At 54.2% G+C, this 18,224-nt stretch carries 14 protein-coding genes; 8 read left to right on the top strand and 6 right to left on the bottom strand.

The features are described from left to right. The first annotated feature begins 48 nt into the window (after nt 1-48). The 5 genes from H616_RS0111140 (at nt 49) to H616_RS0111120 (ending at nt 6,069) form a co-directional block, all read left to right on the top strand. On the top strand, nt 49-1,443 hold the full coding sequence (locus H616_RS0111140) for an FAD-binding oxidoreductase (RefSeq protein WP_027967432.1): 1,395 nt from the start codon (nt 49-51) through the stop codon (nt 1,441-1,443). 115 nt (nt 1,444-1,558) lie between these two features. Further along, complete coding sequence (nhaD, locus tag H616_RS0111135) at nt 1,559-3,043, top strand: sodium:proton antiporter NhaD (RefSeq protein ID WP_027967431.1); 1,485 nt, start codon at nt 1,559-1,561, stop codon at nt 3,041-3,043. Nucleotides 3,044-3,321: 278 nt separating this feature from the next. Further along, nucleotides 3,322-4,272: an ABC transporter ATP-binding protein gene (locus tag H616_RS0111130; protein WP_027967430.1), complete on the top strand. Its 951-nt coding sequence runs from the start codon at nt 3,322-3,324 to the stop codon at nt 4,270-4,272. Beyond that, nucleotides 4,269-5,030 carry an ABC transporter permease gene (locus H616_RS0111125; RefSeq protein WP_027967429.1) on the top strand — a complete coding sequence of 254 codons (762 nt, stop codon included), beginning with the start codon at nt 4,269-4,271 and terminating at the stop codon, nt 5,028-5,030. Before H616_RS0111130 ends, H616_RS0111125 begins: the two co-directional genes overlap by 4 nt. Nucleotides 5,031-5,073: 43 nt before the next feature. Then, entirely contained in the window at nt 5,074-6,069 is a 996-nt protein-coding gene (locus H616_RS0111120) for a nucleoid-associated protein (RefSeq protein ID WP_027967428.1), read from the top strand. Nucleotides 6,070-6,082: 13 nt separating this feature from the next. Here H616_RS0111120 and trxC read toward each other — a convergent pair whose 3' ends face one another. The 5 genes from trxC to H616_RS14855 all read right to left on the bottom strand — a co-directional run bounded on the left by trxC (nt 6,083) and on the right by H616_RS14855 (nt 13,071). Beyond that, entirely contained in the window at nt 6,083-6,520 is a 438-nt protein-coding gene (gene trxC, locus H616_RS0111115) for a thioredoxin TrxC (RefSeq protein WP_027967427.1), read from the bottom strand. Between the two features lie 109 nt (nt 6,521-6,629). Continuing rightward, nucleotides 6,630-7,895 (bottom strand): serine hydroxymethyltransferase, encoded by a 1,266-nt coding sequence (gene glyA, locus H616_RS0111110; protein WP_027967426.1) that lies wholly within the window; start codon nt 7,893-7,895, stop codon nt 6,630-6,632. Nucleotides 7,896-8,113: 218 nt separating this feature from the next. Next, nucleotides 8,114-9,562 carry a hypothetical protein gene (locus tag H616_RS0111105; protein WP_027967425.1) on the bottom strand — a complete coding sequence of 483 codons (1,449 nt, stop codon included), beginning with the start codon at nt 9,560-9,562 and terminating at the stop codon, nt 8,114-8,116. 111 nt (nt 9,563-9,673) lie between these two features. Beyond that, complete coding sequence (locus H616_RS0111100) at nt 9,674-12,298, bottom strand: ABC transporter permease (protein WP_240470581.1); 2,625 nt, start codon at nt 12,296-12,298, stop codon at nt 9,674-9,676. Continuing rightward, complete coding sequence (locus tag H616_RS14855; protein WP_051234236.1) at nt 12,295-13,071, bottom strand: ABC transporter ATP-binding protein; 777 nt, start codon at nt 13,069-13,071, stop codon at nt 12,295-12,297. Before H616_RS14855 ends, H616_RS0111100 begins: the two co-directional genes overlap by 4 nt. A 40-nt stretch (nt 13,072-13,111) precedes the next feature. On the opposite strand from H616_RS14855, the gene H616_RS14850 reads away from it, so the two are divergent. Then, nucleotides 13,112-13,762, top strand: coding sequence for an arylesterase (locus H616_RS14850; protein ID WP_240470580.1), 651 nt, complete (start codon nt 13,112-13,114; stop codon nt 13,760-13,762). Nucleotides 13,763-13,868: 106 nt separating this feature from the next. On the opposite strand, the gene H616_RS0111085 is transcribed toward H616_RS14850, so the two are convergent. Continuing rightward, nucleotides 13,869-14,765 carry a DMT family transporter gene (locus tag H616_RS0111085; protein ID WP_027967423.1) on the bottom strand — a complete coding sequence of 299 codons (897 nt, stop codon included), beginning with the start codon at nt 14,763-14,765 and terminating at the stop codon, nt 13,869-13,871. 290 nt (nt 14,766-15,055) lie between these two features. On the opposite strand from H616_RS0111085, the gene ettA reads away from it, so the two are divergent. Together ettA and H616_RS0111070 are read left to right on the top strand one after the other, a co-directional pair. After that, the gene (ettA, locus tag H616_RS0111075; RefSeq protein WP_027967422.1) at nt 15,056-16,717 is read left to right on the top strand and encodes an energy-dependent translational throttle protein EttA; all 1,662 of its coding nucleotides are present in this window, start codon (nt 15,056-15,058) and stop codon (nt 16,715-16,717) included. A gap of 153 nt (nt 16,718-16,870) precedes the next feature. Next, entirely contained in the window at nt 16,871-18,220 is a 1,350-nt protein-coding gene (locus H616_RS0111070) for a DUF2254 domain-containing protein (protein ID WP_027967421.1), read from the top strand. Nucleotides 18,221-18,224: the final 4 nt, after the last annotated feature.

Raw genomic sequence — 18,224 nt, 5'->3', positions numbered from 1 at the left:
GCAAAGGGTAACCTATTACTAGGCATCACTAAAAAACATGAGGAATCAATGCACGCATTACTTGAACAGATCACCACTTTGGTCGGCGCCGCAAATGTACTCACGGGCCAGGATGTTAGCGCTCGGAGTGCTGACTGGATGAGCGCTGCGCCCTGTCGTGCAGCGGCTATTATTCGCCCAGCCTCTACCGACGAGCTTTCAAAGGTCATGCGCGCTTGCCATGCAGCGCGTCAGCCAGTTGTCACTCACGGTGGGGTAACAGGGCTGGTTCACGGTGCCGCGGCTAAACCGGATGAGCTGGTAATATCCATGGAGCGCATGAATCGCATTGAAGCCATCGATACCGTCGGCAGCACGCTAACCGTGCAAGCAGGAACACCGCTACAAAGTGTGCAAGAGGCTGCCGAAGACGCTGGGCTGCAATTTCCTCTGGACTTAGGCGCGCGTGGCAGCTGTACCATTGGCGGCAATATTTCTACCAATGCTGGGGGCATTCGGGTGATTCGCTATGGCATGACGCGCCAGCTGGTATTAGGCCTTGAGGCAGTGATGGCCGATGGCCGAGTGGTCAGCTCAATGAATCACATGCTCAAGAACAATGCGGGGTTCGACCTCAAGCAGCTATTTATTGGCAGCGAAGGAACGCTGGGTATAGTGACCCGAGCGGTGCTGCGTCTTCACCCACAAACCCCAGACGTACAAACGGCGCTGGTAGCCTGCCCGGACTTCGACGCTCTTACTGGCCTGCTAAGCCACATGAACCAAGCGCTAGGTGGCAACCTGTCGGCGTTTGAGGCCATGTGGCATAACCATTACCACCTGCTCACCGAAGAAAGTGGACGCCACACCGCACCACTGCCGACAGACTCGCCGTTCTACGCCATCGTCGAGTCTCTGGGTATCGATGCTGACAGCCATGCAGCACAGTTCAGCCAGGCGCTGGAGTCCGCGTTTGAGCGCGAGTTGATCTGCGACGCTGTGCTCGCCCACTCATCACAGCAGCGCCAAGGGTTATGGGCAATTCGTGAAGATATTGAAGGCTTACTTCAACTGTTAGCACCATTTTTTGTGTTTGATGTCAGCCTGCCAATCAGTGCCATGCAGGACTACGTCACCGAGGTTGAGCAGGCTGTAGCACAACGCTGGCCTGAGGGCCGCGTCATCACGTTTGGCCACTTGGGTGATGGCAACCTGCACTTTTCGATCACTGTAGGTAGCGACGACGACGCAAGCCGCCAGGCAGTTGAGCAGTGCGTTTATCGCCCACTTTCCGCACTTGGTGGTTCGGTGTCTGCCGAGCACGGCATTGGGCTAGAGAAACGCCGTTACCTCGACCTGTCTCGAACAGCTGACGAGTTGGCGCTGATGCGCCAATTAAAGCAAGCACTAGATCCCCATAACTTACTGAACCGAGGGAAAGTATTAGACCCCGCTTCTTTCTGACAACAACGTTTATTGCCCCAGAGCAAAAATACCTTGGTTTGAACATACAACTTTCATTAAAATATGTTGTGTTTTCATCCTCCCCTTTCCCCCCTCTGCTCTGGGACAATTCTGCATGCGCATCCCTACCCCGACCCATCGGCTCTGGCATAACGCCCAGCGGCCAAAATTTGTCGTGGCTGCTATTCTTGCAACCCTGTTCACGTTGTTCAGCCCTCTCGTTTACGCTAACGCTGGCCCGCTCAATCTGACCACCTCAATCAGCGGTTTTATTGCCGTTAGCTTATTTATTTTCGCCTATGGCCTGGTCATGGCGGAAGAACAGCTGCACATGCGCAAGTCGAAACCCGTATTGGTAGCGGCGGGGATCATCTGGGCAGTTATTGGCTGGGTCTATGTTCAGGCGGGGCTGCCTGATGTCGCAGAAAGTGCCTTTCGAGAAACCCTCCTAGAATACTGCGAACTGTTGCTATTCTTGTTGGTAGCAATGACCTATATCAACGCCATGGAAGAGCGCCGCGTTTTCGACAAACTACGCTCATGGATGGTGCAAAAGGGCTTCAGCTACCGCACCCTGTTCTGGATTACCGGCATTCTGGCCTTTTGGATTTCAACCATCGCTAACAACCTGACCACGGCCATGTTGATGTGTGCCGTGGTCAGCAAAGTGGCCGAGGGTGACAAAAAATTTATTAGCCTGTGCTGTATTAATATTGTTGTGGCGTCTAACGCTGGGGGGGCATTCAGCCCGTTTGGTGATATCACGACTCTGATGGTTTGGCAGGCTGGGCTTGTCCCCTTCGAAGGCTTCTTTACGCTGCTGGGTCCGTCGCTGGTTAATTATTTTGTTCCTGCAATCATCATGAGCTTTTTCATTCACAACCGTAAACCCAGCCCCCTGGACGAGCGTGTATGGATGAAGCGTGGCGCAAGGCGCATTGTTGTACTCTTTCTGATTACCGTAACCATCTCTGTGCTTTGCCACACCGTACTACACCTGCCGCCAGCGCTGGGTATGATGACAGGACTTGGCTTTCTGCAGTTTTTTGGTTACTACCTGCGCCGCAGCCTACCACGCTCGCTGGACCGTAAGCGCACGCGTTATAGCCAACGCGGAGACGTACAAAAACTTCAGTCATTAGGCAGCGTGGTGCCATTTGATGTGTTTTCACGGGTCGCCCGCTCCGAGTGGGATACCTTGCTATTCTTCTATGGCGTAGTGATGTGTGTAGGTGGCTTAGGGTTCATGGGTTACCTGAGCCTGCTCTCTGAAACACTTTATACCGGCTGGAACCCAACCTGGGCCAATGTGGTACTGGGTGTCATCTCTGCCGTGGTAGATAATATCCCGGTGATGTTTGCGGTCATTTCCATGGCCCCAGACATGTCTACGGGCAACTGGCTGTTAATTACCCTAACAGCGGGGGTCGGCGGCAGCCTGCTATCTGTTGGCTCGGCCGCTGGTGTCGCCCTGATGGGGCAGGCTCGCGGCGTTTACACCTTCGCTGGGCACCTGCGCTGGGCACCTGTCATCGCACTAGGCTATATCGCCAGCGTGCTAACGCACTTATGGCTGAATGCAGCCAGTTTCAGCAGCTAACTCGGTGCATTAACACGCTAGCGGGGCCAGTAACGGTGCAAGATCTTCTGTCCAAACGTAGCTATCAATAACTGGCTCTCAAGCACTCGCTCTCAAGTACTCGCTCTCAAGAAAAGGCACGGCCGCACATGATATGCTGTACGGCCGCGTCTTTCACAAGCAAGACATCAGCAAGAGCAGATTCAATGCGATACGCCTCTCTACACGCCTCACCCCAAGGCCCTTCTCAGGCCCGACTCCGGCCAGAAACGTCCTCTAGCGATAGCGGGAGTCAGACCATGTCTAAGGCTCGCGTTATCCTCAGCGTTGAGCAACTGTCCAAGCAATATAGCGGTGGCTTTCAGGCCCTCGATGACATCAATCTTGACATTCGTCGCGGCGAGATTTTTGCGTTACTGGGCCCTAACGGTGCCGGAAAAACGACACTCATTGGTGTGATCTGCGGGCTGGTCAACGCCAGTTCTGGCCGCGTACTGGTGGACGGCCATGACAATATCAGCGAGTTTCGCCAAGCACGCCAGCGCATTGGCCTGGTTCCCCAGGAGCTGACCAGCGAGGCGTTTTCCAAAGTCTGGGATACGGTGAGCTTTAGCCGAGGTCTGTTTGGTAAGCCGCCTAATCCTGAACACATCGAACGGGTATTACGCTCACTCAGCCTGTGGGAAAAGCGCAACAACCGGTTGATCACGCTATCTGGCGGCATGAAGCGCCGGGTGCTGATCGCTAAAGCGCTATCTCATGAACCGGATATTCTGTTTCTCGATGAGCCCAGTGCTGGCGTAGACGTAGAACTGCGCCGTGATATGTGGGCCGTGGTGCGTGGCCTACGCGACCGGGGCGTAACCATCATCCTGACCACCCACTATATTGAAGAAGCTGAGGAAATGGCTGACCGCATTGGGGTGATTCGCGGAGGCAAGCTGATGCTGGTGGAAGACAAGCACACGCTGATGAGCAAACTCGGCACCAAAGTACTGACACTGCGCCTTATGGCTCCGCTGACAACACTGCCAGAGTCGCTTAACGACTTCGACCTGAGTTTATCTGAGGACGGCTTCACGCTTGATTATGGCTATCGCAGTACCGTATCTCAGCCCAGCGACACCCCGAACAACATTGCGGCGTTGTTAGCAGCCCTGGCTGAGGCTGATATCGAAATCAGCGATATGGACACCCGCCAAAGTTCGCTGGAAGACATTTTCATCAGTCTGGTTAAGGAGCAGCCGTGAACCTGCAATCGGTAAAAGCGCTTTATCACGCCGAGATGGCCCGCAGCCTGCGCACCATACTGCAAAGCGTGGTGTCACCTGTCGTTTCCACCTCACTGTATTTTGTGGTGTTTGGCAGCGCCATCGGCAGCCGCATCAACGAGGTTGATGGCGTCAGCTACGCGGCGTTCATTGTGCCAGGGCTGATCATGTTGATGCTGCTGACCCAAAGTGTCAGCAATGCATCTTTTGGCATTTTCTTCCCACGCTTCAGCGGCTCAATTTACGAGGTGCTCTCCGCGCCCATTTCCTATGTAGAAGTGGTATTAGGCTATGTGGGCGCGGCAGCGACTAAATCAACCCTGCTGGGACTGATTGTACTTGGCACTGCCAGCCTGTTTGTGCCAATGCATATTGAGCACCCATTTATCATGCTGCTATTCATGGTACTAACAGCGCTGACGTTCAGCATGCTCGGCTTTGTTATCGGCATCTGGGCTGACGGCTTCGAAAAGCTGCAGCTGGTGCCACTGCTCATCATTACCCCGCTGACATTTCTTGGCGGCACGTTTTATTCCATCAGCATGTTACCGCCTTTCTGGCAGGCCGTGACGTTGTTTAATCCCGTAGTTTACTTGGTCAGCGGCTTTCGCTGGAGCTTTTACGGCAACGCCGATGTCAGCATTTGGGCCAGCCTGAGCGTGGTCTTTTTGTTTCTGTGTATTAGCCTGGCACTTGTGGCAATGATTTTTCGCACGGGCTACCGCCTGAAGCCGTAAGGCTAGGCTACTTTTTATCTCTATTCTTCAAGGCGTTACTGGCATGCCGATTCTTGCAAGCATCATTCATCGTATCGACAAGCAAACCAGCGATTCTCCTGCGCAACTGATAGCCGCCACTGAAATGCTACCGGAAAGCGCCGCGCTGGAAGACCTGCTTGCTAGCCTGCGGGATGCCTATCATCGCAAAACCAAGGCCTGGGGCCGCTTTGACGATAGCGCCAGTGGTGGATTAGCCGCTGATATGGCCGCTTATCTAGAGCAATCACAGGACTTTGTGAAGCTGAGCCAGACGCTCAGCGAGACACTGTTGCCACTGGTTGATGCGCATTTACCCATCGGTGGCCACTTACTGCTGGCCGACTACCAACAGGGCGAAGCCCGCTATTTGCTGCTGGCGTTACTGCATCATCGCGACGGCTTTGCTATCGACCAACAACTTAATGTGACTGCCAGCCGACAACTTAACCTCGCGCAAATGAGCCTGGCCGCACGGCTTGATATCGCCCAGTGGCAGAGTGGCAGCGAATCTCACCCGTATCTGTCATGGAGCCGAGATCGTGGCGGCAAAGGACTTGGCGAAGGTTTAGTGGCCGTACTGGGCGCGAGCGAACAGCGTGATGCCGGGCAAGAAACCCGCACACTGTTAAAGGCCTTCAGCGACTATGTGGAAAAACAGGACCTGCCCGAAGAAGAAAGCCGCGAAAAAACCGATGCACTGGTTAGCTACGCCAGCGAGCAAGCCGGCCGTGGAGAACCTATCGCCCTAGACGAGCTATCTGAACTGATTGATGGTCAAGAGCCTAGCGCATTTTACGAGCACATTCGGCACAGCGATTACGGCCTGTCTCCGGAAATTCCGCCTGATAAGCGCACTATTAGCCAGTTTCAACGCTTTACTGGCCGCTCGGATGGCGTGTCGATCAGTTTTGATGCCCACTTGCTAGGCGGAGCCGTGGACTACGACGAAGGCCGCGACCAGCTAGTCATCCGAAAAATTCCCAAAGGCCTGCGCGAACAGCTCAAACGACGAGACTAATGGCGCTGCAACGTTACACCAAATGCGGGGCTAACCACTGGCGAAGTTGTGGGCCCTGCAATACACCAGACTGACGCGCCACTTCTTTACCTTCGCTGAATACAATCAACGTAGGGATGCTGCGAATCCCGAATCGCCCAGCCAGTGCTTGCTGCGCTTCGGTATCCAGCTTGGCAAAGCGGATTCGCGGCTCCAGCTCACTGGCAGCTTCAGCGAAAATCGGCCCCATCATCTGACAAGGGCCACACCAGCTAGCCCAAAAATCAACAACCACCGGCAAGTCACTACGTTCAACCAACGCATGAAAGTTGGCTTCGGTCAGCGCTACCGGCTCGCCATTGAAGAGCGGCTGTTTGCATTTCCCACACTTAGGCCCATTGCTTAAACGTTGACGCTCTACCTGGTTAAGCGCACCACATTCAGCACAACCCATTTTCAGCACATCACTCATTTCGCGTCTCCACACAGAATAGTCCGCTAAGCGCCCTGTGACTTTCTGACCACAGGGCGCTTAATTACTAACGCAGATCACTCATACAGGCTGCGATCATCTCGCCTGATCAACGATACACTGGGTGCTCAGCACATACGGCCTCGACCTTGGCCTTCACCTCAGTCTCAATGGCGTCGGTATCCTCACCGTTGGCCATAACATCAAGAATGTCACAGATCCAACCGGCCAGATCACGACATTCTGCCTCACCAAAGCCACGCGTAGTAACAGCCGGAGTACCAATGCGCAGACCCGAAGTAATGAACGGGCTTTGCGGGTCTCCGGGCACCGCATTTTTATTGACCGTGATGTAAGCACGGCCCAAAGCGGCATCCGCGTCTTTTCCCGTCACGCCTTGCTTAACCAGCGATAACAGGAAGAGGTGATCTTCGGTGCCGCCAGAGACAATATCGAAACCACGCTCAATGAATACACCAGCCATAGCCTGGGCATTTTTGATCACTTGCTGCTGGTAAGTCTTGAAACTTGGCTCCATGGCTTCTTTGAAACAGATCGCCTTAGCAGCAATCACATGCTCTAGCGGGCCACCCTGGATGCCAGGAAAAACCGCCGATTGCAGCTTTTTCTCAATATCGGCATTGCCCTCAGCAGACAAAATCAAACCGCCACGCGGGCCGCGCAACGTCTTGTGCGTGGTAGTCGTAACAACATGCGCGTGAGGGATCGGGCTGGGGTATTCGCCAGCAGCAACCAAACCAGCAATATGGGCCATATCAACCAGCAAATAGGCACCAATCTCATCGGCAATTTCACGGAACTTCGCCCAGTCAATCACTTGGGAGTATGCCGAAAAACCAGCAATGATCATCTTCGGCTGGTGCTCGCGAGCCAAATTAGCCACTTCATCAAAATCGATACGGCCTGATCCATCAATGCCATACTGAATGGCATTGTAATGCTTACCAGAAAAGTTGGGCGCCGCACCGTGGGTCAAGTGACCGCCAGCATCAAGGCTCATGCCCAATACCGTGTCGCCTGGTTTTACCAATGCCTGGAAAACGGCACCATTAGCCTGAGAGCCAGAGTGCGGCTGAACATTGGCATAGGTGGCGCCAAACAGCTGCTTGGCATAATCAATCGCCAGTTGCTCCACGATGTCGACATACTCGCAGCCACCGTAGTAGCGCTTACCAGGATAGCCTTCTGCATACTTGTTGGTTAGCTGACTCCCCTGCGCTTCCATAACGCGCGGACTGGCATAGTTTTCAGAAGCGATCAACTCGATGTGGGCCTCCTGGCGAGCGCTTTCTTTGTGCATCGCGTCGAACAGGGCGTCATCGAATCCAGCAATCTGCATGTCACGGCTAAACATCGGCGAAAAACCTCGCATCTAGGGATTAAATCGGACGGCACTATCATACCTCAGCCCTTACCTACTGTCCTATGGCACACGCCCGCGACTCAGGCACTTACGGCACAGATATTGTCTTATGAACGGGAACACACAGCACGGGGCAGGCAACAACAGCAAACAAGCCGCCCTGTAGAGGGCGGCTTGTTTGTTGAAACCTAAAAATCAAGGCTTAGCGATTACTCAACTTCCACTTTCATCGACAGCTTGTCAGGCAGCCCAAGCGGGTCATCAATGCTGGTTTCCAGCGACTTGAAAGAAGGCAGAGTGACCGACACATCCACCTGACTCGCCTTGCCTTCCATCATATCAACCAAGCCGACCATTAATTCAGATACCTGAGGCCCAAGCACATTGCCCATGCCCTTAGCTTGGGTGCGCGTCTGTTGAATGAACTCCGCTTCGCTAATGCCTTCAACCGTTGCAGCAACAGCAGGAAGACGGTTAAACAGCCCCTGATTCACTAACCCCAGGTGTGCTTTCCCTGACTCAAAGTCCAGCAGTTCCAGGTTGCCTTGTTCAATTTGCATAACCTGATCAGCGGCACTCATACCTTCCGGCGTGAGCAATACCAGTCCGACCATACTCTTGAGACTCAGCGCGTCATCCAGCCGGACATCACTCTTCACCTGGTAGTCAGCACGGCCATCAGATAGCTCTTCAAGACTGCCCGACCCTTCAGCATTGAGAGTGAGTATATTGCTACCGCCAGTCAGTATATTGGACACCATACGCACTTCTGTCCGCTCATCCGCCGGCACCCATTCAATTACACGGCCTAGATCTATTACCAAATTGCTAACAGTGGTGCCCGTTTCACCATTACTCCAGTCTTGATCTGACACCATGCTTTCGAGGCTGGCCGCTAGGCCCTCAGCATCAATCTCAAAACCATTCAGCGTCATTTCGGTAATCAGCGGGGCCGCCAACTCATCCAGATCGCCTTCGCTGATGGTCTGCATACCGGCGACGTTGAGGCCATTCATCATCAGCTTATCCAACGACATGCTGCCCGCTCCAAGCTGCTGGAACTCGTCAAATTCAGAGCTCATGCCCTCAAGCGTTACCCCGTCAACCCTTTCTTGAGATACCTGCCGGAATTCAAGACGTTTCAGCGCCACTTTGCCGGTAAAGTCTTCCAGCAGCTCTATAAAGTCAGCATCACTCCCAGCGGACTGCTCGTTGATCGCAACAGTCAAGGCATTAAGCAGCACTGACTCAGCGCTGAAATCCATCTCACCCTTCAGGACTTCTACCGGATCAACAACCGCTCTATCGGGACGATTGAGCGTCAGCTTATCCGCACTCAGCGCATCAGTCTCACTGCCTTCTGCACTAAAAGTAATACCTTCAATGACTACGTCATCCGGGCTATCAAAATCACCATTTACCACGTAACTATCAATACGCAAGGTACCAACAGAAGGCTCGACATACACCAGCCCCTCTGCTGTACTGCTACCACCAAACAAACTGTCAGAAACGTTATCTATCGTTAGCTCACCGGCATCATTGGCGAACATCGCCCGTAAACCAGCTTCTAACTGCTCGCTACTTGCATTGGCCTGAGCAGCAAACGCAAGTAGCGCAACACTTAAAGCGACGGGGCGCATACGGGGCATTGGCATGATGTTGTTCCTCTATTTTCGGATAGATCAGCTAACGAGTAGTCGTATTTCAGCGCGTCATGATATCTCAGCAACGTCTTATGCCCAACCGCTATCTTGCCAACAGGACAATTAGGTCTCACCGATTAACCCCAGGCTTGCCATCGGCGCCTGTCGACGCAGATCACGCGATAACCAATGGCCAATGCCCCCTACCAACAAGGCACCGCTCAACGGTAACCACAGCCACAACCACAAATGCAAACGCGGAGCCAGGTCCAGCCACCCCATATACAAGCCCGCAGAGGCTAGCTCAGCCAACAACGCGGCCAGCAAACCACTGCTTAACCCCAACAGAGCAAACTCAGCCGCCTGGATACGCGCCAACGTTGCCTGGCCTGCACCAAACACGCGCAACACGCCTCCTTCATGTGCCCGAACTGGCGCACTCGCCGTTAGCGCGGCATATAACACGCTAAAGCCTGCTAGCAGCACAAAAATCAGCACCCACTCTACCGCGCGCGTCACTTGGTTTAAGACATCGCGGACGCGCTGTAAGATGGCGTCAACATCCAGCAGAGTCACACTGGGAAACTGGGTAATTAACGACTTAACGGCCTCTCTCTGTGTATCCATGCGAAATGCGGTAATGAAACTATGACCAAAACCGTCGAGGCTTTTTGGTGGAAAAATCACATAGAAGTTAGGTTGAAAGCTATCCCAGTTAAGCGTTCTCAAGCTGGCGATCTCTGCGTGTACCTGCTCACTGCCAATGCTGAACGTCAATACATCACCAAGCGCTAACCCAAGATTGCTCGCCAACTCAGCTTCCATGGATATCTTTGCCACAGGTGTCGAGTCGCTAGAGACAGCATCTACACTGTTATGCCAGCCCTGCTCTGCACCGTTAGCGAGAGACTCAATAACAGGCTCGGCAGTCGCCGACCAATCTCCGGCTACCACACGGTTACCGTCAGGTAACTCATTTGACCAAGTCAGGTTCAACTCACGGTTAAGGGCATTGTTACCCTGAGCCTCGCTAGGCACGACATCACGCGGTAACTGGCCATTGATGGCTGTTATCCGTCCGCGCACCATGGGATACAGCGAGCTGCGTGATAACGCTAATGCATCTAGCTGTGCTTCAAACCCTTCTCGCTCATGAGGCTGAATATTAATAGCAAAGTAATTGGGTGTATCAGCTGGCAATTGTTCCTGCCAAGCACTCAGCAAATCACCACGCACCATAGCAATCATCGCCATAGCAAATAGCGTCGTCGCGAATGCCAGCAACTGGCCCAGGCTGGCTTCTCGCCGTCGCGCTAACTGGCTTCCACCAATGCGCAGCGCTTGCAAAAACGCCTGTTTAACACCACTTACTTCATTTTGGCCTGCCGCTGCACGTGGCAACGCGCCACACACGCCAAGCAACAGCTTAAGCAGCAAGCTACCCAGCCACCACAGCCCCAGTAGTGCCATACTGCCGCCGACCAGCAACCCTAGCGCCAGCCCGATATCACCGGAATACATCCAGAGCAGTACACCAAACACGGCCGCTGCACTGCCTTGAACCAGCCAAGCCGATGCCGGTAGTGGGTCAAACTCTCGACGCAACACCTTAAGCGCACTGACTCGGCGCAACCGTAGAAGTGTCGGGCCGGCAAAGCCCACCAATACAGCCAGTGCTGTCAACACTCCCATCACCAATGGCAATAGCCCAGGTGCGGGCAGATCAACGGGTAACATACCGCTCAACAGCAATAACAAGAGTGCTTGCCCTGCTAGCCCCAGAACAGCACCAAGCAACGAAGCGAGCAACGCAAGCCACAGTAACTGCAGCATAAATATGCCGCCCAACTGACGTTGTGTTGCACCAAAGCTACGTAACAATGCTGCCGTATCCAGATGGCGCTCGACATATCGGCGTGTGGCCATGGCCACGGCAACGCCAGCCAGTAGCACAGCGGCCAGTCCAGCCAGGCTTAGATACCGGTCGGCCCGCGCCAGAGCACTACCTAGCCGCGGCCGATCACGATGCACATCTTGAATTTCCAGCCCTTGCTCACGCCACTGCACCAACCGCGGTTCAATCGCGTCTAGCGCGGTGACGGGGCCAGCGGCCAATAATGCATAGTTGATACGTGAACCGGGCTGCACCAGCCCCGTTGCTGGCAAATCGGCCACATGCATCATCACCCGCGGGTTAAAACTGCTAAAGCCTGCTGAGGGATCGGCCTCGCGCTCAATGACACCATCAATCTTGAGTTTGGCCTGCCCGACCTGCAACATGTCACCAGGACCTACATCAAGTAATATCTCAAGGCGTGGAGCAATCCACACACTACCGGGCGCCGGCCCACGCGCCAGTGACTCCGCCCCGTTGCCCTCTCCGCGATCAACCAGCGACTCACCGTAATGCGGGTAGGCATCATCTACTGCCTTGAGGCTGGCCGGTGAAAACCCCTCACCCTGGCTGACCATGGATACCATGCCCACACGTTCGGAAAGCGTGAACCCCGCATCAAGCAGCTCGCTACGCAACGCCTCACCAAACGGACGTGACTGCTCTAGTACTAAGTCTCCGCCTAATAGCTGACCGGCTTCCCGTGTCAGCCCGCGTTCTAGCCGATCAAGAAAGAAACCGATCATAGTGGCTGCCGCCACAGCCAAGGTCAGCGCCAACAGCAACGCTCGCACATCGCTGGCACGAAAGTCTCGCCATAACCCACGCAACGACAACTTAACCATGGCGATCATGTCGTGCTCTCCAGCGCGCCAGAGGTTTGCTCTTCACCGTCAGATCGTGTCGTTAGCTGCTCCGTCAGCTGGCCATTTTCCAGCCTGAGACTATGGTCACAGCGTGCGGCCAACTGTGCATCATGGGTCACCAGCACGAGGGTAGTGCCAGCTTCTCGGTTCAGCGAAAACAACGTTTCAATCACTTGCTCGCCGGTCACTGGGTCAAGGTTACCGGTAGGCTCATCAGCAAACACCAGCACCGGGGCGGTAACAAAAGCCCGCGCCAACGCTACCCGCTGCTGTTCACCACCCGAAAGCTGACGCGGCAGATGACTCAGGCGCTCACCCAACCCCACCCGCTGCAACCATTGTCGAGCGCGGCGGCTGTCATCCGCCATCGGCGTCAATTCCAGCGGTAGTTGAACGTTTTCTAGCGCAGTAAGCGTTGGTAATAGCTGAAAATTCTGGAATACAAAGCCGACTCGCCCAGCACGCAAACGCGCTCGCCCATCCTCATCCAGTTCGCCTAGTGACTCACCAAATAGCGCTAACTCTCCGCCGGTTGGCGTATCCAGCCCTGCCAGCAGCCCCAGCAACGTCGACTTACCTGCGCCACTCTGCCCAATAATTGCCACACTCTGGCCCTTAAACACTTGTAGGTTCAGGTGTTGAAGAATACTCAGAGGGCGTTCACCACTGGTAACCGTCTTTTCCAGGTCATGAGCGTGTAGAATCAGGGGAGAATTTTCAGCAGAACGATATTCAACAGAATCAGTGAGCGAGGTTGGCATGATGATGGGGCTCTCTACGGGGCAACGGAAAAAAAGTCAGATGCAAAGATGGCTACTGCTGATGCTCTTATGGGTAAGCTGGCCGCTGGTTGCATCACAACAACCCACGGTTTTGGTCATGGGCGACAGTTTGAGTGCCGCCTATGGTATCGAACAGGATGCTGGCTGGGTCAGCCTGTTACAGACGCGCCTCAACGGCAAAGCTGTCATCGTCAATGCCAGTATTAGCGGTGAAACCACCTCCGGTGGCATCGCGCGCCTGCCTGAGCAACTCAGACAACATACACCTGATATTGTTCTGATTGAGCTGGGCGGTAACGATGGGCTACGCGGCTTACCCCCAAGCCAGATGCGAAACAATCTGCGCAGTATGATTGAAACCAGCCAAGCCGCTAACGCGCAAGTTTTGTTGATAGGCATTGATATTCCACCTAACTACGGTGACGCCTATCGCAGCGCTTTTACCCGCACCTATAACGCCTTAGCCGACGAATATGACCTAACGCTTGTCCCCTTTCTGCTAGAGGGCGTGGCACTTGAGCCTGAGCTGATGCAAAGCGATGGCATTCACCCCACGGCAGAGGCTCAGCCGCGCCTGCTTGAAACAGTGTGGCCTGCGCTCGAGCTGCTGCTGGAAAACCACCGTAATAGCCAGGCTGGAGATTCACCGTTACCTCAAGCGACCAACTAGATGACGAGCGCCTAGCCGCATCCCATCTACCCAACCCATGGGCTAACACCCATTGTCCGCACCTCACACCAGCGTTAAAACATGAAGCAGCTGTGTCGCTGCATTATCAGCGGCTTTTCTGAGACGCTGGAGCGGGGCTTTTCTGCCATTGCTGTAATAGCAGCCCACCCAAGATCAGCACCAGCCCAACCAAGGTGGAAGGCATAATCGGCTCTCCAACAATAAAATACAGCAGCAGAAGCGAAACGGGCGGAGACAAAAAGATCAGATTAGAGACCTTAGACGTGCGCGATACGGTTTGTACTGCGACTTGCCAAAGCACAAACGCAATACCCATTTCAAAAAAACCGACATAGATACCAGCCCCCACACCTTTCAACGTAAAGCCTTCAAAACCTGGCCCAAGAATCAATAACACCGTGAGTAACGGCACACCAACGCTAAAATTTTGCCACTGAGCAACCAGTGGTGAACGGCGATCACGCGCATTAAACAACCAGTACAACGCCCAGATCAACGTTGAAACCAGCGCCAGCCCGACTCCTAGCGGGTCAGCAAAGGCCACATTGACCACTTGGCCACGGGTAGCAATGGTCCATACACCGGCATAGGCGACCAGTCCGGCCAGCACATCCATCAGCGTCAACCTCTGATCCAGAATCGGCACAGCCAGTAAGCCCATGGCCAGCGCCCAGGTATAATTAAGCGCCATGGCTTCCTGCCCTGGCAGCCGGTCATAAGCCGCAAACAGCACCAGATAATAGGCGACTGGGTTCAGCAGCCCCGCCCAGGCCGCCGTTTTCCAACCACTTCGCAACGCCTCATGCAGCTTGCCCTGCCTTAACATCAGCAACCCAATAACCGACCACGAGACAAGCGCAGCAACCCAGATCAGTTGTAACGGCGTAAGGTCAGCCAGCGCCACCTTGAACGCTGTAGCCACAGTAGACCACAGCCCCACAGCACCCAGTCCGTAGAGCATGGCGCGACGATCAGCGAGCATAAACACTCCTATTGATAGCGCCTGACACCCACCATCTATATGTCATAAAAAGACTCCGCAGAAGAATCGGCCTCCATAATACCGCCACGCAACCACAATAAAAGCACCCAGCGTTTTGCCTGCGTCACACAGCCAGCAACCCAGCGCCAATAAAAACAGCCAGTTGATCCTGTCGCACGTCAAACCTCTGCAAAAACTGGCCTTTCGTCAGTTCGACCACTATCATCGTTGACCGTTATGAGCGCCCTTGCGCTTGCAATCATCGAACTTTTCAACCTGGGTGAGCCTCCATGGCGCAATACGTCTACACCATGAACCGGGTGGGCAAGATCGTGCCCCCCAAAAAGCAGATCCTCAAGAATATCTCGCTGTCGTTTTTCCCTGGCGCCAAGATTGGCGTACTGGGTCTTAACGGCGCGGGTAAATCAACCCTGTTGCGCATCATGGCAGGCGTTGATACCGAGTTTGAAGGCGAAGCCCGCCCCATGCCCGGCATCAATGTTGGCTACCTGCCTCAGGAACCGCAACTCGATGACGACAAAAACGTTCGCGACACTGTCGAGGAGGCGCTGGGCGAGATCAAGAAAGCTCAGCAAGACCTTGAGGCCGTGTACATGGCCTACGCCGAACCGGACGCCGATTTCGATGCCTTGGCCAGTGAGCAGGCTCGCCTAGAGAACATTATCGAGGCTGCCGACGCCCATAACCTGGAGCGTAAGCTAGAGGTCGCCGCCGAGGCCCTGCGCCTTCCGCCATGGGAAGCCACGGTGGGCAATCTCTCGGGGGGTGAACGTCGCCGTGTGGCGCTATGTCGCCTGCTGCTATCAAGCCCTGACATGCTACTACTCGACGAGCCGACCAACCACCTGGATGCCGAGTCGGTAGCTTGGCTTGAACGCTTCCTTCACGACTATTCTGGCACCGTGGTCGCTATTACCCACGACCGTTACTTCCTTGATAACGTTGCTGGCTGGATTCTTGAGCTGGACCGTGGCGAAGGCATCCCCTTTGAGGGCAATTACTCCGACTGGCTGGAAGCCAAAGAGCAGCGCCTCGAACAGGAAGCCAAACAGGAGGCTTCGAAAAACAAAGCCATCAAACAAGAGCTGGAATGGGTGCGCTCTAATGCCAAAGGCCGTCAGGCCAAGAGCAAAGCACGCCTTAACCGCTTCGAAGAAATGCAGTCTGGTGACTTTCAAAAGCGCAACGAAACCAACGAGATCTATATTCCGCCTGGCCCCCGTTTAGGTGACAAGGTCATCGAGTTTCACGGGGTCAGTAAGGCGTTTGGTGACAAGCTGCTGTATGAAAACCTGAGCTTTACTATTCCTCAGGGGGCGATTGTCGGTATTGTTGGCGGCAACGGTGCCGGTAAGTCAACCCTGTTCAAACTGATTAACGGCTCAGAACAGCCCGATAGTGGCGAAGTGGTCATTGGCGAGACCGTGCATGTTGCCCACGTTGAGCAGCTGCGTGATGCGCTAGACAACGCCCAGACCGTCTGGGAAGCCGTGTCTGATGGCCAGGATATTCTCAGTATCAACGGTTATGAGGTTTCGTCGCGTGCCTACGTAGGGCGCTTCAACTTCAAGGGTAACGATCAGCAAAAACGCTTATCTGACCTGTCTGGCGGTGAGCGCGGACGATTACAGCTCGCCCAAACGCTCAAACAGGGTGCTAACGTCCTGCTGCTTGATGAGCCGTCTAACGACCTGGATATCGAAACCTTACGCGCACTGGAAGAAGCCCTGCTGGCTTTCCCAGGCTGCGCTCTGGTGATCTCTCACGACCGTTGGTTCCTTGACCGTATCGCCACGCATATCATGGCGTTTGAGGGCGACTCTCATGTCGAGTTCTTCGTCGGTAACTATGCAGAATACGAAGCCGACCATAAGAAACGCGTCGGCAACGACACACCTCACCGCATGAAATATAAGCGTATTGACGCCTAAATAACGTTCGTACTCTCTGTCGTACTTTCAATCAGGCCCTGCATCTTCACGATGCAGGGCCTGATTATGTTTTACTGGAACCAGTCGCCAGAGCCACACATCAGCCTTATGACATTTTTACGCCATTCTAGGCACTTTCCAGGATCCGCATCGATGTCAACTTCAGCACCGCGTCCCACACAGTTATTGCGCAATTTTTACAATAGTATCGCCTATCTGCCAAGCCTTTTGGCGATGGCTTACATTGCCGTCGGAATCGTCGCTCTCCTGCCCCCTCTCAGTGACAGCCAGCTGCCGGCACTCATTACTCAACTCAGCCTGACATCACCTGACAATGCCCGCTCATTGCTAGCCGCTTTGCTCGGCGGCATGATTTCATTGATGGTCTTCAGCTTCTCCATGGTGATGTCGGTACTTTCCCAGGCGGGCGGCAACTTCTCTCAAAAACTCGTCTTTGGGCTGGTTTCAGAGCGCGACCATCAGTGGGTACTCGGCCATTATCTGGGTACAATTCTTTATGTACTCATGCTGCTAATTGTTCCCAATGTGAATGAAAACCAAGAAACTTGGCGCTCAATTGCTATTTATTTAGCCTGCGCTATGGTCATTCACTGCCTGGCACTTTTTATATATTTCATTCACAACGTCTCACGCTCGATTCAGGTTGATACCGTCGTGCGAGACTTACACCTTGCAACCCGCCACGCCATGGAACAACAACGCCAGAAAGAATCCGGTCAACAGTGGCGCTATCTGCCAGCACAGGCCCCTATTACCGCCAACCGTTATGCTATCTATACCGACCAGGCAGGCTATCTGCCAAGCGTCAACCTTACCGCACTGGCTACACTTGCCGAGCAACTGGGCGGCGTGATTCATCTGCGCTTCCACTTTGGCGAGCATGTGGTAGAAAACCAACCCGCCATGATGCTGGAAGCCAGCGAAGCCCCCGATGACAGCTGGTGTAAAAACGCACGCGACACCTTGGTGTATCTTGATGGCGAGTCAATCGATGCGTGTTTCAGCTTAGGTATGTCGCAACTGATGGAGGTCGCAATCAAGGCACTGTCGCCAGGCATCAACGACCCAGGTACGGCCACCCTTTGTCTGCACCGCATAACAGACTTGCTTTGCCGATACCTACAGTGGCAGCCAGCCAATACGCTGGTAGATAGCAAAGGGCAACGGCGGGTCAGCTGGCCCGTAGAACGCTTCGACAGTTTGCTGCACCGACTGTTTGTTCCACTATTGATTTACGGTAAACAGGATCAGAGCATTCAGCTAGAGTTGCTCAAGGCCGTCAAAACCCTTTCCCTGTTTACGAAGGAGGAAAACTTAGACGCTCTGCAGGCGATGGCAGAACGCATTTTAATCGTCCTGAACCATCTCAGTGAGCACTCTATGGACCGCCAGTTTGTCAACGAGCAGCTGAACAACGGCGAACATTGCTTGAGTTTGCCTGCCCTGCTGCCCAAGCATGAAAAGCGTCTGCACGATGCATAATGGC

The organism is Halomonas halocynthiae DSM 14573 (genome assembly GCF_000425725.1).
In the GTDB taxonomy this organism is placed as follows: Bacteria; Pseudomonadota; Gammaproteobacteria; order Pseudomonadales; family Halomonadaceae; genus Halomonas; species Halomonas halocynthiae.
The sequence above is the reverse complement of the archived record's forward strand: the minus strand, read 5'-3'. Positions and strand labels throughout refer to the sequence as shown.